The organism is Saccharophagus sp. K07, assembly GCF_014336955.1.
Lineage (GTDB): Bacteria > Pseudomonadota > Gammaproteobacteria > Pseudomonadales > Cellvibrionaceae > UBA5868.
On the sequence record NZ_QRAI01000001.1, the window covers coordinates 1,348,806 to 1,363,979 of the forward strand.

Genomic DNA, 15,174 nt, shown 5'->3' on the forward strand with positions numbered 1-15,174 from the left:
CCTCCAAAAAGGATCAAAACTTAACGATCTTACAAACTCAATGTAGTGAAAACTCCACCGGCTGTTCATGCCAGTGATCAATAGGCTGAGAACCGCGGCGTGCTGGAGTGTAACGCCAGCGTTTAACCGCTTTTACGGCGGTTTCATCCAGCCGTTTATAACCACTGGACTGCTTAATATGTATTTCGCCTACAGTACCGTCCGCCAGGATCAGAACATCCAGGATTACAGTACCTTGCTCCTTCAGCCGGCGTGACAAATTTGGATACGCCGGTGCGGGAGTATTCATAGGGTTAGCATCCTTCTGCGGTGGAGTCACCGGTGCGCCCAAAGTGTCATTGTCTTTTTGTGCAGGTACTGCCACTTGCGGAGGTGGCGCAGCAGAAGCTTCTTCCACCGTTTCCTCGGGCAGAGAGATCGCCTTTTCTGACGGTGGCGGTTGAATAGGTGGCTTCGGCTTAGGTGGTTCTTTCGGTTTGGGTTTGGGCTTCGGCTTGGGTTTTTCCGGTTCTGGTGGAGGCGGTTCCGGCGGGGGAAGCTCTTTGGCGCTAGGAACCTGGACGGCTTCCGCTGGCGGAGCGGGTATCAATATTCCTTGCAGAGTGGGCAACACCAAATCCTGAGTTTTGGGTGCTGGAGTCCATAGCGCCAGACCTATAGCCGCCGCATGAACCGAAATCACTGCCACCAGGGCAAATATTGAAGACAGACGGTTACTCACCTGACCGCATTCCTAAGCAAACCGTGCTGGCCGATACCTGACTTCGAACTACAAGGTCCTCAGGCATAGGATTTGAATAAAAAATCAGCAAGGTGTTACCTTGCTGAAAGCTCGTACAGGGTAGGGAAGCATCACCCGGGTACATCATGAAAAACCAATAACGCTGACCGTGAAGCATTAATCTAAATGAAAAGTATTCTCAATTAAAAGTAATTCTATCTGGCTGTTTCGCATCGCGCCAGCATTTTTTTAAAAGAGTGCTTAAATATGTGCCGGAGGTTTGCGTTTATTGCCGAGTGAGTCAAATGTCTCGCTTCGTACGGCTGTCCGCGGCCGACGATCGGAAGGCAATGAAACTTGGTAAAAGCCCAGTAGGAATTGCGATTGCTTTTCTAATATTAAGATTCTTGGTTAATTTAAAAAGAATCCAACCGTGCGGTTGGCAATCACCGCACAATGATCATCCTCGGATGGATCGCAGAGCGTGTCTTTGTGTCTAGAGAAAGCGGAATGGTGCATTTGTAAACTTGTTCAGCGATTGGCTGGAGGTAAATATGAACCACAGTTATTCCTTTAGCAGAGAGACCATCAACGAGCGTTTTATACCTCGGCATTTGGAAAAGGCCGGAGAGTTATCGCCGGAAATCAAGAAAGCCTTGGAGCACAGTCGGAATCAGTATTTGCGATCCACCCAAGCGCTACTGGATAAAAAACCTTCCGTTGATGCGCTGCGAAACCATCTGACGTTCTTGCGAAAATCGCGTGACAGTTACGATACGCAGTACAAAAAGATTCGTAACGATAAGCAGAAAAAAGAAACCATCCACGAGGTGATAGACGCTATAGATGAAGCCGTAGCGCAGGTGTCGAAATATGTCGTTATGCAGCTCGCCGATCAGGGGATAGTAGGTGGGGCGGCTTACGCTTACGGGCCTCGCGAAGGCGTTCATTACGATATCCACACTCCCGGACGTGATCATTTTCAGTTGGCGCTGCCCTTCGTTCATGGGCGTTTGGTACGGCAATTGGGTGATTTGATGTGCAAATCGTCGCGGGAATTTTGGGGATTGAGAGTTACCGATGACCCTTATCGCATTACTTGTCGGGCATGCATGAAGAAAATGCTGGAGTTGTTGGAGTCTAACGAAGAAAAGAAAAAAGCAACCAAACGCTGAGTCGTTTGGCTGCTTATTGGATTCGCAGCAAACGCTGCGTTTAAGATCAAAATTGGTAATGAACACCCACTGCCGCGCGGGCTATGTCGACATCCACCCGTCGAACTGGCGCCCATCTGTCCGAGGATTCATCGAGTTTACCCGTCACGTAGTCATAGACGACGCGTAGCTGAATGCCATTTGCGATATCGATATTCACCCCGACTGCAGTGCCAAACAGAGTTTCACTCCAGTCAGCATCGTCATCCCAACGGCGGCGATCGCGACGCCAATCGTCATATTCTTCCGTATAAAGAACAAAAGTCGGACCAAATTTAGCAAAAAGGCCAACTTTACTGCCGATAGGGATGGTGAATTTCGGCATAAATGACAGAGTGAAAAGGTAGGCACTGTCGAGATTTTCACGGTTATCTGCGAGGTCTTCTGAGTGGAAAGTCGACGCTTCGAGACCAAACCATTCATTAAAATTGTATCCGCCGTACGCGCCAATTCCGACAATGTTGTCTTTCAAAGCGTATTCGCCGACATAAATATCTGCATCCGCGTAGCCAATTTCACCGCCGACATACCAGCCGCGGTTGTCCGCGGCAGCACTGACCGCTTGCAAACCTGTTGTCGCGATCAATGCTGCTATTCCAATTCGTGCCAACATCATGGTTTTTCATCCTTTTTCTAGTCAATGAATTTACCCTGCCCAGTTTAGGCGCCGGGTATTCTAACGTACCGCATATAGTTGAACTTAGGTGCTGAACGTTAGCTTAACCATATTTTCGTGGTTGTTCGGTACTTAAGAAATATATGCGCCTGTAAAACTTTGTTATGTGCGCAACATGACTTTGGGTTTAATGCGGAAAGTGCGGGGCCATGGGAGGCCCGCAACGGACGATCAGAATTGATAGCGCAGGCTAATTCCCACGGAGCGGCCTGGCTCATAGATGGGGACTACATCGACAAATTCCTGTCCGTAGGTAGCGCGGTCTGCGTATGCCCTGTCTGTTAGGTTGTCGGCAAACACGCGCAGTCGCAATTGCTCTGTCAATTGGTAATTGGCGTATGCGTTAAGCACGAGGTAGCCGCGCTGCGCACGTCCTTCTTTTTCGATTTTCTTATTCTTTAATGCCTTTTCACCGTTTAAACCTAGTTGGACTTTGGTGTCATGGAAATTCAATTCGGCATTCAGGGTGATGAGTCTGCCGAGCGGCGCAGTAAAGTAGTTGCCGTCATAGGATGTTGCGGCTTTGCCATCTTTTTTTGACTCTATATCGGCGTATCCCAATGTAATTTCACCGCGTTGGCTAATGTATCCGAAGAGAACGTCAAATCCTTCGATCAAAAAATCAGCCACCAAATCTCCACCTTCACGCCAGGATGGAACGCGCCCATTCTGGATATCGGTTTCGAATAGGTTGCCTTCCAAGATAAACCCGTTGTAGTGGCTTTTGATTCCAACGCTATAGTTGTCAGATTCCACCGGAAGAATGGCGCGGCTGTAGTCCCAGGCATCGTTGAGAATATAATTCTCGGCCAGAGCAACTCCGCCCCATACTTTTGCGAAGGCTGCATTTACTGATACGTATTGCCCTAGATGAAGATCAGTGGACAAATTGGCGCTTGCACCTTGTTCGTCAAAACTACTGCCGTCAGTTCCGGTAAATTTTTGATCGTCGTAACGAACCCCATACGAGAGGTCGAGATATTTCGCCACTTCATGACGAACCTGGGTAAAAATTCCAATGTTCTCCGCTTTTTCCTGCATAAATTCCGGGTTGATTTCTTCCCTAAATTTCGCTGTATCGTCGTAATAATCGACTCCTGCGCTGATATGGGCAAAGCTGGTGTGGAAGACGTTTTTCAGCTTGGCTGAAGTACTGGAAGTGCCGCCGTTGTTGATGATGATCTGATCGTTAGGAGATAGGGGTACTTCCGTCGTTACTACCCGCGTTGCGGAATCTGAAATCAATATGCTGGGGTTAAATAGACCTTGTCCGGTATCTCTGCTGTATTCAAAAACTGTGGTTTCCCGCTCTAAATCATAGCGACGCGATTCCGGCACAGGACGCCCGCGCACGGACATCAAATTCGCTCTATAGGGGCGAGCCGAATCATCCTCGGTCCTGTCATGACTGATTTCAAAGCGACCTATGTCAGCGGAAGAATATGCAGCTTTTAACAATACACTGGTTAAAGCCGGTTCGGTAAAATGAACCTTGTTGCTATCGCCGTCCTCGTAGTCGCCGCCGTGAAGTTTATTGGCGTAAGCTAAAAATTCGAATCCATTGGTTTGCGCCATGAGCGCGCCTTTGGCCCCAAAAATTTCGCCATTGGTTTGATAAGCGAGATCGGCAAATCCACCGAGAGTCTCATCGGCGTGTAACACATCAGCTACGTCGATGGTTTCGTACACAAGGCTGCCGCCAAGAGCGCCGGGGCCGTCATCTGCTGGTGAAACGCCTGCGGATGCACGCACGGTTTTTAGCAGTGCGGGATCGATCAAATTGGTGGCGTTGTGGTGAAAAACTTTATTGTTTTGACGCGCACCGTCGATAGAAACCGCCATTGCTGTTTCTTCGATTCCACGTACATAAACCTTTTGGTTTGCGGTAATGGATCCTCCGACGGCTACAGATGCTTCCCGTTTAAATACGTCTTTGATGTCTTGCGGATTAATTTTGTCGAGCTGTTCGCGATCGTAACTGAGCGTTTTTTCCGTGCTGGTGCTAACGGCCTCAGCTCGCACATTGACGGTTGGCAGTGCTCGAGAAACTCCGGGCACCAGTATATAAGCGCCGGAAGCTGTGCGATTAGCTTGTAGGCCGGTATTGGCGAGCAACATGTGCAATGCATTGGAGACAGAGTATCGATCGTGCAAACCGTTACTGTTCAAACCGCGGACTTGTGCAGGATCAAAAGTTAAAGTGATGCCTGCAGTGCTTGCGAATTCGTTTAGGGTGGAGGCTAGGGGACCGGGTGCAATTGAATACAGAATCAAGGTGCTTTCGCTTCCATTTTGCTCTGCCGCATTGACCGGCAGGGCCGCCAATGCGAGGCCGGAACTCATTGCGCTTATCACTAAGGTCAATAATGTGATGCGATAAGGGGCTGCCAATTTTGGTTTAATCGACGTGTTTTGGGTTTGGGGTACAGCAAACTTCATACGATTTTCGACCTCATGGTTCGGTTAGCATTGGCACATAGTCGAATAAGGTGGAGAAAAAGGGACAGCCAAAAATAAATAAAAGAGAAATCTGCCTAAATTGGGCGGTATTAAAGAGAATTTGTTAAATATTGGCTGGTGAAATTTACGCAGCTTTAAGTAGAACCCAATAATCGGTGTAGTGGGTCAACTTCAAGTTAAGCAATTGGGCAAGTACTTCAAGGGCTTGATCTGGATTGTTCAATTGAAATACGCCAGAAACTTTAAGATCTCCAATCGTTTCCTCACAATGAATAATTCCCCTGCGGTATCGGTTTAATTCTTCCACCAATTCTCGCAGTGGCATTTCCTCCGCAATCAATTGGTCGCGTAGCCAGGCGACCCGGTTTGTTGGTAGCGGATGAATCAGGCCAATGGCATTTTCCGTAAAGTCGCAGGTTTCGCCCCGGCTTACCCAGCGAGTTTGTTCTGTGGTCAGACGACGGGGGCCCGCTTTGACAGAGCCTTGAATCACACTGATGCGAGTTTCCTGCGGCAGGCAGCGCACGGTGAAATCGGATTTGACGGCTTGAACGGTCCCTTGCGCGGTAATAACGGACAGTGTTCGATCCGCGGTTCCTGTGCGTATAAAAACTTCACCCGTATATAGACGGATTTGCCGGCCAGGCTCCGTATCGATTGCGGTGGCAGTATTCAGGGTCATTTTCGTGCCGTCGCTCAAGGTCAGTTCCAAGCGCTCGCCTGTTGCTGTGCGATATTGAGCGAACGTCTTTTTATCGACCGCGAACCATCCGATCGGCAGGGCTAGGCCTGCACCGACAACGCATTTCAAAAGTGTCCGGCGGGAATGGCGCGGGCGTTGTAAAACTGGTTTGGCGATACCGCTTGGTAATAAGGAGAGATCCCGATTTAATGCGCAAGCGGTTTGCCAGATTCGCTCGTGCTCGGGGCTCTGGCGTCGCCAGCGATGCAAGTTCTCCTGATCGACATGGCTCAGCGGAGCCTCGTCCAGTTTTAGTAACCACTCGGCGGCTTCTTCCAGCAGAACTCGCTGGTTCTTCGTTAAAGCATCAGAGCGAGACACTGGACGTACGCCTGCTGCATATAACGTTTTACGGTGCGTTCGGAAACTCCAATTTGTACGGCAATTTGTTGATAGGTCAAACCGTCGACGCGGGATAGCAAAAAGGTTTCGCGCACGGGCGGGGGCAGGGCGTCCAGCATTTTGTCCAGGCGCTGCAGGGTTTCCAAAATAATCTCTCTTTCCTGCAGATCTATAACGACCTCGTGTGGAAGTTGCTGCAGTGCTTCTAGGTACGCCTGCTCGACTTTGCGCCTGCGGAAATGATCAATCAATAACCCGTGCGCTACAGTGCGCAAATAGGTGCGTGGATATCCGATGGTGAAATCAGCCTCTTTGCGCTGCCGCTGAATAACGCGAATAAATGTGTCCTGCGCTAAATCTGCAGCCTCATCTGAACAACCAACGCGACGCTGAATCCAGCCCTTCAGCCAGCGCTGATGCTCGCTATAAAGATTGGTGACACTGGCGCTTCCTATCGAGAGTGACATAAGAGGGAACGACTAGGGTGGGAATAGAGAGCGATCATGCTTACACAAATGAGACTCATTCGCAACAAGGTATGGCAGAAACTCTGCCGGTTTTAATGGTTCAGTTATGAGAATCAGTCTGGGTGTTCATTATTGTGAACGCATTGAAATTACTTTAAATTTCGATTTTTAATCATTGATTTTGCTTGAAAAGTCTAGAATTGCTGCGCGCATCGAACTTAAGAAGTTACCTGAAGTTTTTCTGCGATATTGCTTTAATTAGGTATTTTGGACTTTTGATTTAATTAAAGATTTTGCGGGGGGATGACTTAGATTGAGGAGAGTGACAGAGAAAAAGAATAAAAGCCCCCGCGCAAGGCGGGGGCTGGGTTTTATTTTTTCAGTTCAGGGAACAGAGCTGGTGGTTTGCGGTGATGAGTTGCTTGCTCATACGCGTAGGCGAATTTGATCAAATTGAACTCATCGAACGGATAACCAAAGATCTGCAGGCCCAGTGGCAAACCGTCGCGATCGAAGCCCATGGGAACGGTGATCGCTGGTTGTCCTGACGCTGGAGCCTCGCACCTTGTGCTTTCAGATCGGCAATCGCCTGTTCGAATTTCTCCAGTACGTCCGGATCAGCGGTGTCGTCGATCATCTGACGGAATACGCCGATGCGCGCGCCTTTCAAACCATCTTTTTGCAAAGCTTCAAGATAATCTGGATGAACATTGCCTTCGCTCAATTCAGTGATCGGGTCAGCGGGATCGTAGCCAGCGATTACGTTGAGAACTCGCGCGGTATCTTCAACAGTGCGAGTCATACCGCCCACTACGTCGCGGTCCAGGTTCAGAGGGATTACGCCGTCACGGCTGACCAGGCCCATGGTGCTGCGCAAGCCGACCAGAGATGCGTGTGAAGAAGGGCCGCGGATGGAGTTACCTGTGTCGCTGCCCAAACCTATGGTGCCGAAGTTGGCTGCAACAGCAGTTGCGGTACCGCCGCTGGAACCAGCAGGTGTTCTGCCCAAGTGGTAGGCGTTGCGGGTAATGCCACCAACGGAACTCACTGTGTGAGCTGCTTTAAATGCGAATTCATCCAGGTTGGATTTGGCGAGCATGATCGCGTCAGCGTCGCGCAGCGCTTTTACAACATAAGAATCATCAGGTGGAATTGAATAGGCCAGTGCGAGGTTGCCGCCGCTGGTGGGCATATCGTAGGTGTCGTAGTTGTCTTTTACGATTACAGGCACGCAATACATATCACCCAGCTGTTCACCAGCTGCAATGCGCTCGTCTAATTCATCAGCGAGTTCGAGTGCTTCTGTATTAGTGCGAATAATGGCATTGAGGCCAGTGGTTTTGTCGTAAGCCTCGATGCGATCCAAATAGGTTTGCACAACTTCACGACAAGTAACGTCTCCAGATTCCAAAGCTTCATGCAAAGAGGAAATCGTAATTTCCATTACTGAAAATGGCGCCTCAGCTTCCTCTGTTTTAGAAGAAGATTTGTTTGAACTGCCGCACGCCGTCATAGCAGAGATAAGAGCAACAACAAGAGCTTTGCGCGCAAATTTTGCGTTTGCGCTATCGTTGGAAAAGGGTGACATCAGAACACCTCAAGGATAAAAGGAAAGGTTGACATCAATTCAGAGTGCGCATTTATTTGCGCATCTCAAATTGGCGGAAACGAAATAGCACTAAGCGTACCAATTTTTTCTTAATCAGTAAGAATGCGTATGGCGCGTATTTTTTTGAAATAAATAGAAGAATTTTTAAAAAATAAAGCACAAATAAAATGCATCCTGAAAATTAATGTTCCAGTGTTGTGCCTTGAGAAAATATTTTAAATTTTTTTGGGTATAACTACTCAGTCGATAGGGTATAGGCTGAAAAAATATTTTCAAAAATGATTTTTGAGTCGAAAAATTTTTATTTTTCCCTATCAAATTAATAAAAATTCTCTTTGAGAGTTGCAAGGCAACAAGGGTGTTTGTTTAATTTTTGATCTGGTTTTGGGTGGAAAAAATTTTTTATTTAAGGCTGTGAACTAAAAGAGTGCGAAGCCTGTTGCAGAACTGCTGAAGCGAAAGGGGGGAGCTTTGCCACTTATCAGTCTCGCCAAAATGTGGTTGAGTAATAACCCCAGCGTGCACGTGCGTGACTTAACTCGCCCGTTGTGCGTTAACGGCGATTAAAAAATAGACAAAAATATATATCCGCATATCAAACCAAGATTGAACCCTTAACACCCGCTATCATGGGCACAGAGTCAATTCCTCGGAGTTTCCATGCTGTCTATTTCATTCGGGCCTTTTGTGGTCTCACCTGAACGCCTCGTTTTTTTATTGGCGTTCGCTATTTCTCTGTTGGTGGGTTGGTTGTCCGGGCGGCGCGTGCGGGTAACAGTGGAGCCCGCGTTAATGCAAATGTTTTTCGGCGGTGTTGTCGCCGGGCGCTTGGCGTTTGTAGTGGCTTATTGGAACGATTACCGGGCTGATCTCTGGCGCATCATCGATATCCGCGATGGCGGCCTGTGGTTTACGGTAGGTGTTGTAGCCGCAGCGTTGATAGGTTTGCTGCATAGCTGGAAATATCCCGTCATCAGACGCCATCTTGCCGCGGCAATTGTCAGTGGTGTTTTGGTGTGGGCTGGCGGCTCGCTGTGGTTGAAGAACATTCCTCAGCAAAAGACCGATTTAACGAATCTTCAATTGTTGGGTTTGGATGAACAGGTAATAGAGGCGTCTTCTTTTGTTGGCAAACCGCTGGTCGTCAATTTATGGGCAACTTGGTGTGCGCCGTGTCGCCGGGAAATGCCGGTCTTGGCGGAAGCTCAGCAAAAACAACCGGCTTTTGAATTTGTGTTTGTCAGTCAGGGGGAGGGCAATGCAGAAGTGTCCGCATATTTGCAGCGCGAGACGCTCGCATTGCGCAATGTTTTTCTCGATCCCTATGGCAACTGGAGTCAGCAGTTAGGCGCATCGGCTATGCCGACGACTTTGTTTTTTGATGAGCAGGGAATATTGCGCGACTCTCATACCGGTGAGCTATCGCCAGCCACCTTAAAAGAGAAGCTCAAATCCATAGAGGCAAAAAAAACCCGGCCTTAGCCGGGTTGCTTGAGAGGGATTTGGTGGGGTGCAAGCCAGTGACTTGTTACCAGCCCTTGATAATGCTTCTCACCAAACGACCTGAAGTGGTCAATTGTGATTCGCTCCAGCCGCCGTTAATGCTCGAGCCGGGTGTCAATGCTGATGCACCTTCCTCTTTGTCGTTGAGCGACCAGTTCGCGTGGCTGATACCGTTGCTCTTTAAGAAGTTCATCCAGTTTTGGGTTTCGCCTTGATTGACTGCACCGTCACCATCCGCGTTAACCGTACCCCATTCGGTAACAAACAGTGGTATGCCCCGTTGCAAAGCTGTATTGGCTTTATCACGCAGGAAACTGTGGCTGCCCGCATAGAAGTGCAGGGTATACGCAATATTGATGGAGGAGCGAATCGGATTGTTCGCCGCAACATCCACATCCTGCGACCAGTTGGGTGTGCCGACGATGATCAGGTTGTCCGGGTCGTTGGCGCGGATCGCGCGAATCACATCTTCTGCATAAGGTTTGATGTCACCATCCCAGGATGCGCCCACGGGTTCGTTATAGATCTCGTAAATCACGTTGTCATAGTTGCCGTAAAGGGCAGACATTTCCGAGAAGAACTCTATGGCCTGCTGCTTTTGCTTGTGGGCGGAATGGCTGTGCCAGTCGATGATGACGTACAGGCCGTTTTCGATGGCTGCATTCACGACCGTTTTGACGCGGCGCAAATTGCCTTCGCGATTTTCCAGATAACCGCCTTCCTCATCGCCTACACCCATGGCAACACGAATCAGCTTGGCGTTCCAGTCTTGCTTGATCCAGCGCACTACATCTGCGTTGTAGTACTTATCGCCACCCCAGCCATCGTTACTCCAGAACAAACTCATGCCGGCGATGCTTGCGGGTTGTCCGCCGAACAACACTTTATTGCCCTGGGTCGTGATTTTGGCGATGCCGTTGCCAGGATTGCTGGGGCCATCGTCCGGATCGGGGCTGACGCCGTCGTTTTGTCCAGGTACGTCGCTCAGCGTGAATTTATCCAAATTGAAAATGCCGCCGCCGTTTATGCCGTAAAAGCACAAAGTGTGTGAGCCGGAAACTTCTTGCGAAAGGCCGACGTTGACTACGCGGAAGGTTTCCCAACCGCCGGTAGGCATAGTGATTTTTTCTCCCAGATTGGTGGCTTCTTTCGGTTTGTTGCCGTCGATCAGAATGGCAAATCGGCCTGGATCAGTACCGCCCTTGGCCATCAGGAAATCGATGGAGCGAACACCGGTCAAATTAACGTTGCTATAACAAAGCACGCTGCCTGTATCGAAATAGCCCACGATTTTTTGGTTGGGATCGGCAGTCATGCCATCAATCTGATAGCTCGAAGACAAGGAAGCATTGAGGTTTTCCGCTTCAATAGTAGAACCGACGCCGCCAGCGCCTGAGCTGGAGGAAGACGAACTGCTTGAAGAACTGCTCGATGAGCTGGAGCTTGAAGACGAGCTACTTGACGAACTACTGCTGCTGGAAGAGCTGCTGCTCGATGAGTTGAGATTTCCTCCGCCACAGGCGACCAACGCCCCCATGGTCAAACTTAAGACCCCGGCCTTCAGTAATGCCAGTCCCTTATTTCCTGAGCTTGCTAGTGTCATGCATGTCACCTTGTATTTTTCTGGGTCGACCGGCCGGAGCCGCTTCTTATTGTCAGGAGAACAACAATGGGGCGACAAGGTAGCCTGCAAATAGGAAAAATTCTTGAATACTGGTCGCATTTTCGAAACGGCTCGAAGAAAAAGAGCCGAAATTGTCGGGTAGACTGCTTTTACAAACCTGTGCGCTTGACAGGGTGGGCATGAGCCGGGCAGTAGCGCGTTATCCGGGTGCGCGCGCTATGTCATACACTAAATAAAACCAATAGCTGGAGAGCCAGCATGTCGCATCACCACCACGGTCATAGTCATTTACATCATGGTCATAGTCATTTACATCATGGTCATGGTCATTTACATCATGGTCACAGCCATTCTCACCACGATCATTCCCACGACGGCGTTGCATCATCCCGCAATATTGCCTGGGCATTTTTCCTGAATTTGAGCTTTTCGCTGATCGAATTTGTCGGCGGGCTTTTATTTAACAGTACGGCAATTCTGGCCGATGCCATTCATGACTTGGGCGATAGCCTGGCGATTGGCCTGGCCTGGTGTCTGCAGAAATTCAGCAACCGCACCGCAGATCACCGTTTTACTTACGGTTATCGCCGCTTTTCTTTATTGGGGGCTTTGCTGAACAGTGTGATTTTGGTGATTGGATCTATCTGGGTGCTGACGGAGGCGATAGCGCGGCTTGCCGATCCGGTTATGCCGCATCCCACCGGCATGCTGGGACTGGCGATACTCGGTATCGCTGTGAATGGTTATGCGGCTTGGCGCCTGAGCAAAGGATCGAGTCTTAACGAAAAAACGCTCAATTGGCATTTGTTGGAAGATGTTCTCGGTTGGGTGGCAATTCTGATTGTCGCCGTCGTACTGCATTTTGTGCATTGGCCGATCCTCGACCCGATTTTGTCCATCGCTTTTACTGCCTTCATCTTATTCAATGTGGCGAAACTGCTATTCAGCACCGCCAAGGTTTTTTTGCAGGCTGTGCCCGATGCGGAATTGCGCGAAGAAATTCTGGAGAAACTTGAGGAGATAGCACAGGTTAAAGAGGTTCACCATCTGCATTTTTGGTCGCTGGATGGTGAGCATCATGTGCTCACTGCGCATTTGTTGTTGCGCGATTGTTTATCGCTGGAAGAGCAAGTTGCGCTCAAGCAAGACATCGCGTCTCGCTTGCAGGAATATCAACTTGCTCATACGACGATTGAATTTGAGTTCCCAGGAGAGTTATGCCGGGATTTTCGCTGAGCTAGGGGCGGGCCCGCCCCTGAGATAATTATTTATTTGTCAGTGACAGATACGCCCTGAATTTTCTGCATAGCCTGGCTGCTGGTTTCTATTAATTTATCGTCGATTTGATCGATAAACAGCGCGGCCAGGGATTCGCGGTTGGCGACTTCTAAGCCTTCTTTGCTACCCAGACACAACAACGCGGTGGACCAGGCATCGGCCACGGTTGGATCTTCGTGCAATATCGCCACAGATACAGTCGCGTGTTCTACGGGCTTGCCGCTGCGAGCGTCGAGGATATGAGCGTAGCGTTTGCCTTCGCTATCGAAAAAGTGGCGATAGGTCCCGGAAGCCATAAGAGACATAGGTTTGCCGTCATCGAAAGCGACGATTTTATGTAGCGATCTTTCATTAGGGAGAGGTTTCTCCAGCGCGATACGCCAGGGGGTGCCGTCTGGCTTATGGCCGCGTACTTTCAGCTCGCCGCCAATTTCCACCAGGTATTGCTCAATACCGCGTTCCTCCAGTAGCTCGGCGATGCGATGCACGGTATATCCCTGGCCGATGGAGGAGACATCAATACGTAAATCCGCCAATTGTTTGCGCAGTTGGTTGCTGCTGACGGTCTCCAATTTGTCCATACCGACTTGTTCCAGCGTTCGGTTCAGAGCTTCTTCAGTCGGCGGACTAAATTCGTGCTTTTTGAAGCCCCACAAGTCAAACAAGGGCTTTATGGTCAAGTCGTAACAGCCGTTGCTGGCTTTGTGGACGCTGCGGGCAGTTTCCACCAAAAATACCAGTTCATTGCTCACTTCAATCGGATCAGTGGTCTTGTTGGCATTAAACGCTTCAATGGCAGAATCATCGCGATAATTGGAAAGAGCTAGATCTATACGAGCAAATTCACGATTAATGTCGCTTTGAATCGCTGCAATATCAGCGTCTTTCGGTGCTACAAAACTGAAGTGATAAGTGGTGCCTTGAGTGAAGCCTTCGAGCTTGGTGACAGGAGCGGTTTTTTGGCAGCCGGTGAGTAAAAAGATTAACAGCAGGATATAGCGGTACATATTGTGTCTGTTTCAGATGGTTAAACGGTACCCTTCAACGAGGGCACGCCTCGGGGACAACCGAAAAAGGGCGAGGTATTGTACCGATTTCCCGGCTGAGGACCAGCCCGAATTTCGCTGTACTTTGGCAGGAGAGTGCCTGCAAATACTGCGCAGGCGCATGACGATCCTTCCGATTTCAGAAGTCTTCCTGATAAAGAAAGGTCAGTTGATTTTTATCAAAAGCGTCGAAAAATTCATCCCAGCCAATTTCATCCAGATGATCTTCGCTGCGATCGAATTTGATACGCAGTTGTCCGATGGATGCATTTTGAGATGTTCTTAAAACCGCAGGAACCCCACCGCGTTTTTCGACCCATTCACGAATTTTTTGATGGTCCTGCGTTTGTTCTGTGGATATGGAAGTCATGGAAGTCCCTCCAGAACACGCGCATTCTTTGCGAATGCGCGATTGATTTTATGAGTGTCGATCTTTATCGGGGCCACCTGTTGTTGTCGGACTCCAGGACGGCGGATCGCTTGCAGGAAAAGACTCTTCAGACGCTTCATCAATCAGTTCGTCTTCCGCGTCAAATTTTTTCTGGTTTTGCTTGGTAGATTTTTTTTGCTGCGCGGATTTTCCCGTGTGAACCTTATATTTCCCTCTGCGCACTGGATGGCGTAGGCGGGAATTGTCATCTGTTTCGTAGGCCATAATCGTTCTCCAAGGGGTATCTATTAGTGCTTTGACTGCAATACAGACTGGAGTTCTGCAACGGCAATGGACGGCATAGGGTCTACGACATCACATGTATAGATCTCTGGCGCTATAGTTTGGATATTGCAAAACCCGGCAGAACGCAGCATGGCACCAACGCAGGCATGATTTGGCGCCCACCAGCTGCGCGGATCATTGGCGATTTTGTGTTCGATAAATGCCATTTTGGGCCATCCTGGATGATTCATAATGTCGCGCTGACTGATATCGTAATTAGCGTCGGCCTCAAAAATTGTGTCACCAGGCAAGGTCATTGCTTGAAAAATCATTTGCCCTCGGCAGCAATTACGCACTATATCGAGCGCTAGCATGGGGTAGCGTACTTGATAAAAAACGCCCATAAACCAAACGAGATCATAAACGTCTTCGTCGTACATTAATTGGTATATCGGCATTTGGCGGAAATCAATTTTATGTTTTAGATCGAGCGTTTCCGCCATCCGGCGTGCCTGTTTTAAATAATGCTCTTCGATATCAATCGCTGTGACTTCCGCGCCGCGTTTCGCCAGTTCAAAACTGTAGTACCCAGCATTACAGCCGATATCCAGTACGCGCATACCCGACATATCCTGCGGAAGATAAGGTGAAATTTGTTGCCATTTAGACGTCGGAAAATCACCGAGGTTGGGGTTTTGTGCTGTTTGTTCACCATTGGGCAACTGGATATTGTGAAACCAGGGGCCGAGTTTTTCGATCTGCTTGGTAATTGCGGTGGAAGCCATGGTGATCTCCGTTATTTTATCTTTTAATTGCTTTTCATTTTTTTAATCGTAT

Annotated in this window: 14 protein-coding genes; 3 read left to right on the forward strand and 11 right to left on the reverse strand. The window is 49.1% G+C overall.

Annotation, left to right across the window (positions count from 1 at the left end; all coding sequences use genetic code 11):
* Positions 1-37: 37 nt before the first annotated feature.
* Positions 38-721, reverse strand: a complete 684-nt coding sequence (locus tag DWB84_RS05830) for an energy transducer TonB (RefSeq protein ID WP_187408774.1) — start codon at positions 719-721, stop codon at positions 38-40.
* A gap of 554 nt (positions 722-1,275) precedes the next feature.
* Between DWB84_RS05830 and DWB84_RS05835 the strand changes: the two genes are divergently transcribed.
* Positions 1,276-1,896 (forward strand): hypothetical protein, encoded by a 621-nt coding sequence (locus tag DWB84_RS05835; protein ID WP_187408775.1) that lies wholly within the window; start codon positions 1,276-1,278, stop codon positions 1,894-1,896.
* A 46-nt stretch (positions 1,897-1,942) separates the two neighbouring features.
* Here the strand turns inward: DWB84_RS05835 and DWB84_RS05840 are convergent, their stop codons facing one another.
* From DWB84_RS05840 to DWB84_RS05860, 5 genes are all read right to left on the reverse strand, one after another.
* Positions 1,943-2,551 (reverse strand): porin family protein, encoded by a 609-nt coding sequence (locus tag DWB84_RS05840; protein ID WP_187408776.1) that lies wholly within the window; start codon positions 2,549-2,551, stop codon positions 1,943-1,945.
* Between the two features lie 231 nt (positions 2,552-2,782).
* Complete coding sequence (locus DWB84_RS05845) at positions 2,783-4,954, reverse strand: TonB-dependent receptor (RefSeq protein WP_187408777.1); 2,172 nt, start codon at positions 4,952-4,954, stop codon at positions 2,783-2,785.
* A gap of 241 nt (positions 4,955-5,195) precedes the next feature.
* Complete coding sequence (locus DWB84_RS05850) at positions 5,196-6,134, reverse strand: FecR family protein (protein ID WP_187408778.1); 939 nt, start codon at positions 6,132-6,134, stop codon at positions 5,196-5,198.
* Positions 6,113-6,622, reverse strand: coding sequence for a sigma-70 family RNA polymerase sigma factor (locus DWB84_RS05855; protein ID WP_187408779.1), 510 nt, complete (start codon positions 6,620-6,622; stop codon positions 6,113-6,115). The genes DWB84_RS05850 and DWB84_RS05855 overlap by 22 nt, the downstream gene beginning before the upstream one ends.
* A 448-nt stretch (positions 6,623-7,070) precedes the next feature.
* The gene (locus DWB84_RS05860) at positions 7,071-8,210 is read right to left on the reverse strand and encodes an amidase (protein WP_222868014.1); all 1,140 of its coding nucleotides are present in this window, start codon (positions 8,208-8,210) and stop codon (positions 7,071-7,073) included.
* Between the two features lie 681 nt (positions 8,211-8,891).
* Here DWB84_RS05860 and DWB84_RS05865 point away from each other — a divergent pair.
* A complete protein-coding gene (locus tag DWB84_RS05865; protein ID WP_187408780.1) occupies positions 8,892-9,713 on the forward strand; it encodes a TlpA disulfide reductase family protein in 822 nt (273 codons plus the stop codon).
* A 46-nt stretch (positions 9,714-9,759) separates the two neighbouring features.
* Here the strand turns inward: DWB84_RS05865 and DWB84_RS05870 are convergent, their stop codons facing one another.
* A complete protein-coding gene (locus DWB84_RS05870; protein ID WP_187408781.1) occupies positions 9,760-11,337 on the reverse strand; it encodes a cellulase family glycosylhydrolase in 1,578 nt (525 codons plus the stop codon).
* Between the two features lie 279 nt (positions 11,338-11,616).
* Between DWB84_RS05870 and DWB84_RS05875 the strand changes: the two genes are divergently transcribed.
* Complete coding sequence (locus DWB84_RS05875) at positions 11,617-12,594, forward strand: cation diffusion facilitator family transporter (RefSeq protein ID WP_187408782.1); 978 nt, start codon at positions 11,617-11,619, stop codon at positions 12,592-12,594.
* A gap of 32 nt (positions 12,595-12,626) precedes the next feature.
* On the opposite strand, the gene DWB84_RS05880 is transcribed toward DWB84_RS05875, so the two are convergent.
* The 4 genes from DWB84_RS05880 to DWB84_RS05895 form a co-directional block, all read right to left on the reverse strand.
* Complete coding sequence (locus tag DWB84_RS05880) at positions 12,627-13,643, reverse strand: FAD:protein FMN transferase (RefSeq protein ID WP_187408783.1); 1,017 nt, start codon at positions 13,641-13,643, stop codon at positions 12,627-12,629.
* Between the two features lie 178 nt (positions 13,644-13,821).
* Positions 13,822-14,052, reverse strand: coding sequence for a hypothetical protein (locus DWB84_RS05885; protein ID WP_187408784.1), 231 nt, complete (start codon positions 14,050-14,052; stop codon positions 13,822-13,824).
* Between the two features lie 48 nt (positions 14,053-14,100).
* Positions 14,101-14,337, reverse strand: coding sequence for a hypothetical protein (locus tag DWB84_RS05890; protein WP_222868015.1), 237 nt, complete (start codon positions 14,335-14,337; stop codon positions 14,101-14,103).
* A gap of 23 nt (positions 14,338-14,360) precedes the next feature.
* Entirely contained in the window at positions 14,361-15,122 is a 762-nt protein-coding gene (locus DWB84_RS05895) for a DUF1698 domain-containing protein (protein WP_187408785.1), read from the reverse strand.
* Positions 15,123-15,174: the final 52 nt, after the last annotated feature.

What these genes read in the sequence shown, in the direction of transcription:
- DWB84_RS05880 (WP_187408783.1), bottom strand. Translation starts at nt 13,643, where the DNA reads ATGTACCGCTATATCCTGCTGTTAATCTTTTTACTCACCGGCTGCCAA.
- DWB84_RS05875 (WP_187408782.1), top strand. Translation starts at nt 11,617, where the DNA reads ATGTCGCATCACCACCACGGTCATAGTCATTTACATCATGGTCATAGT.
- DWB84_RS05895 (WP_187408785.1), bottom strand. Translation starts at nt 15,122, where the DNA reads ATGGCTTCCACCGCAATTACCAAGCAGATCGAAAAACTCGGCCCCTGG.
- DWB84_RS05890 (WP_222868015.1), bottom strand. Translation starts at nt 14,337, where the DNA reads ATGGCCTACGAAACAGATGACAATTCCCGCCTACGCCATCCAGTGCGC.
- DWB84_RS05855 (WP_187408779.1), bottom strand. Translation starts at nt 6,622, where the DNA reads ATGTCACTCTCGATAGGAAGCGCCAGTGTCACCAATCTTTATAGCGAG.
- DWB84_RS05865 (WP_187408780.1), top strand. Translation starts at nt 8,892, where the DNA reads ATGCTGTCTATTTCATTCGGGCCTTTTGTGGTCTCACCTGAACGCCTC.
- DWB84_RS05860 (WP_222868014.1), bottom strand. Translation starts at nt 8,210, where the DNA reads ATGTCACCCTTTTCCAACGATAGCGCAAACGCAAAATTTGCGCGCAAA.
- DWB84_RS05835 (WP_187408775.1), top strand. Translation starts at nt 1,276, where the DNA reads ATGAACCACAGTTATTCCTTTAGCAGAGAGACCATCAACGAGCGTTTT.
- DWB84_RS05870 (WP_187408781.1), bottom strand. Translation starts at nt 11,337, where the DNA reads ATGACACTAGCAAGCTCAGGAAATAAGGGACTGGCATTACTGAAGGCC.
- DWB84_RS05840 (WP_187408776.1), bottom strand. Translation starts at nt 2,551, where the DNA reads ATGATGTTGGCACGAATTGGAATAGCAGCATTGATCGCGACAACAGGT.
- DWB84_RS05885 (WP_187408784.1), bottom strand. Translation starts at nt 14,052, where the DNA reads ATGACTTCCATATCCACAGAACAAACGCAGGACCATCAAAAAATTCGT.
- DWB84_RS05845 (WP_187408777.1), bottom strand. Translation starts at nt 4,954, where the DNA reads ATGAGTTCCGGCCTCGCATTGGCGGCCCTGCCGGTCAATGCGGCAGAG.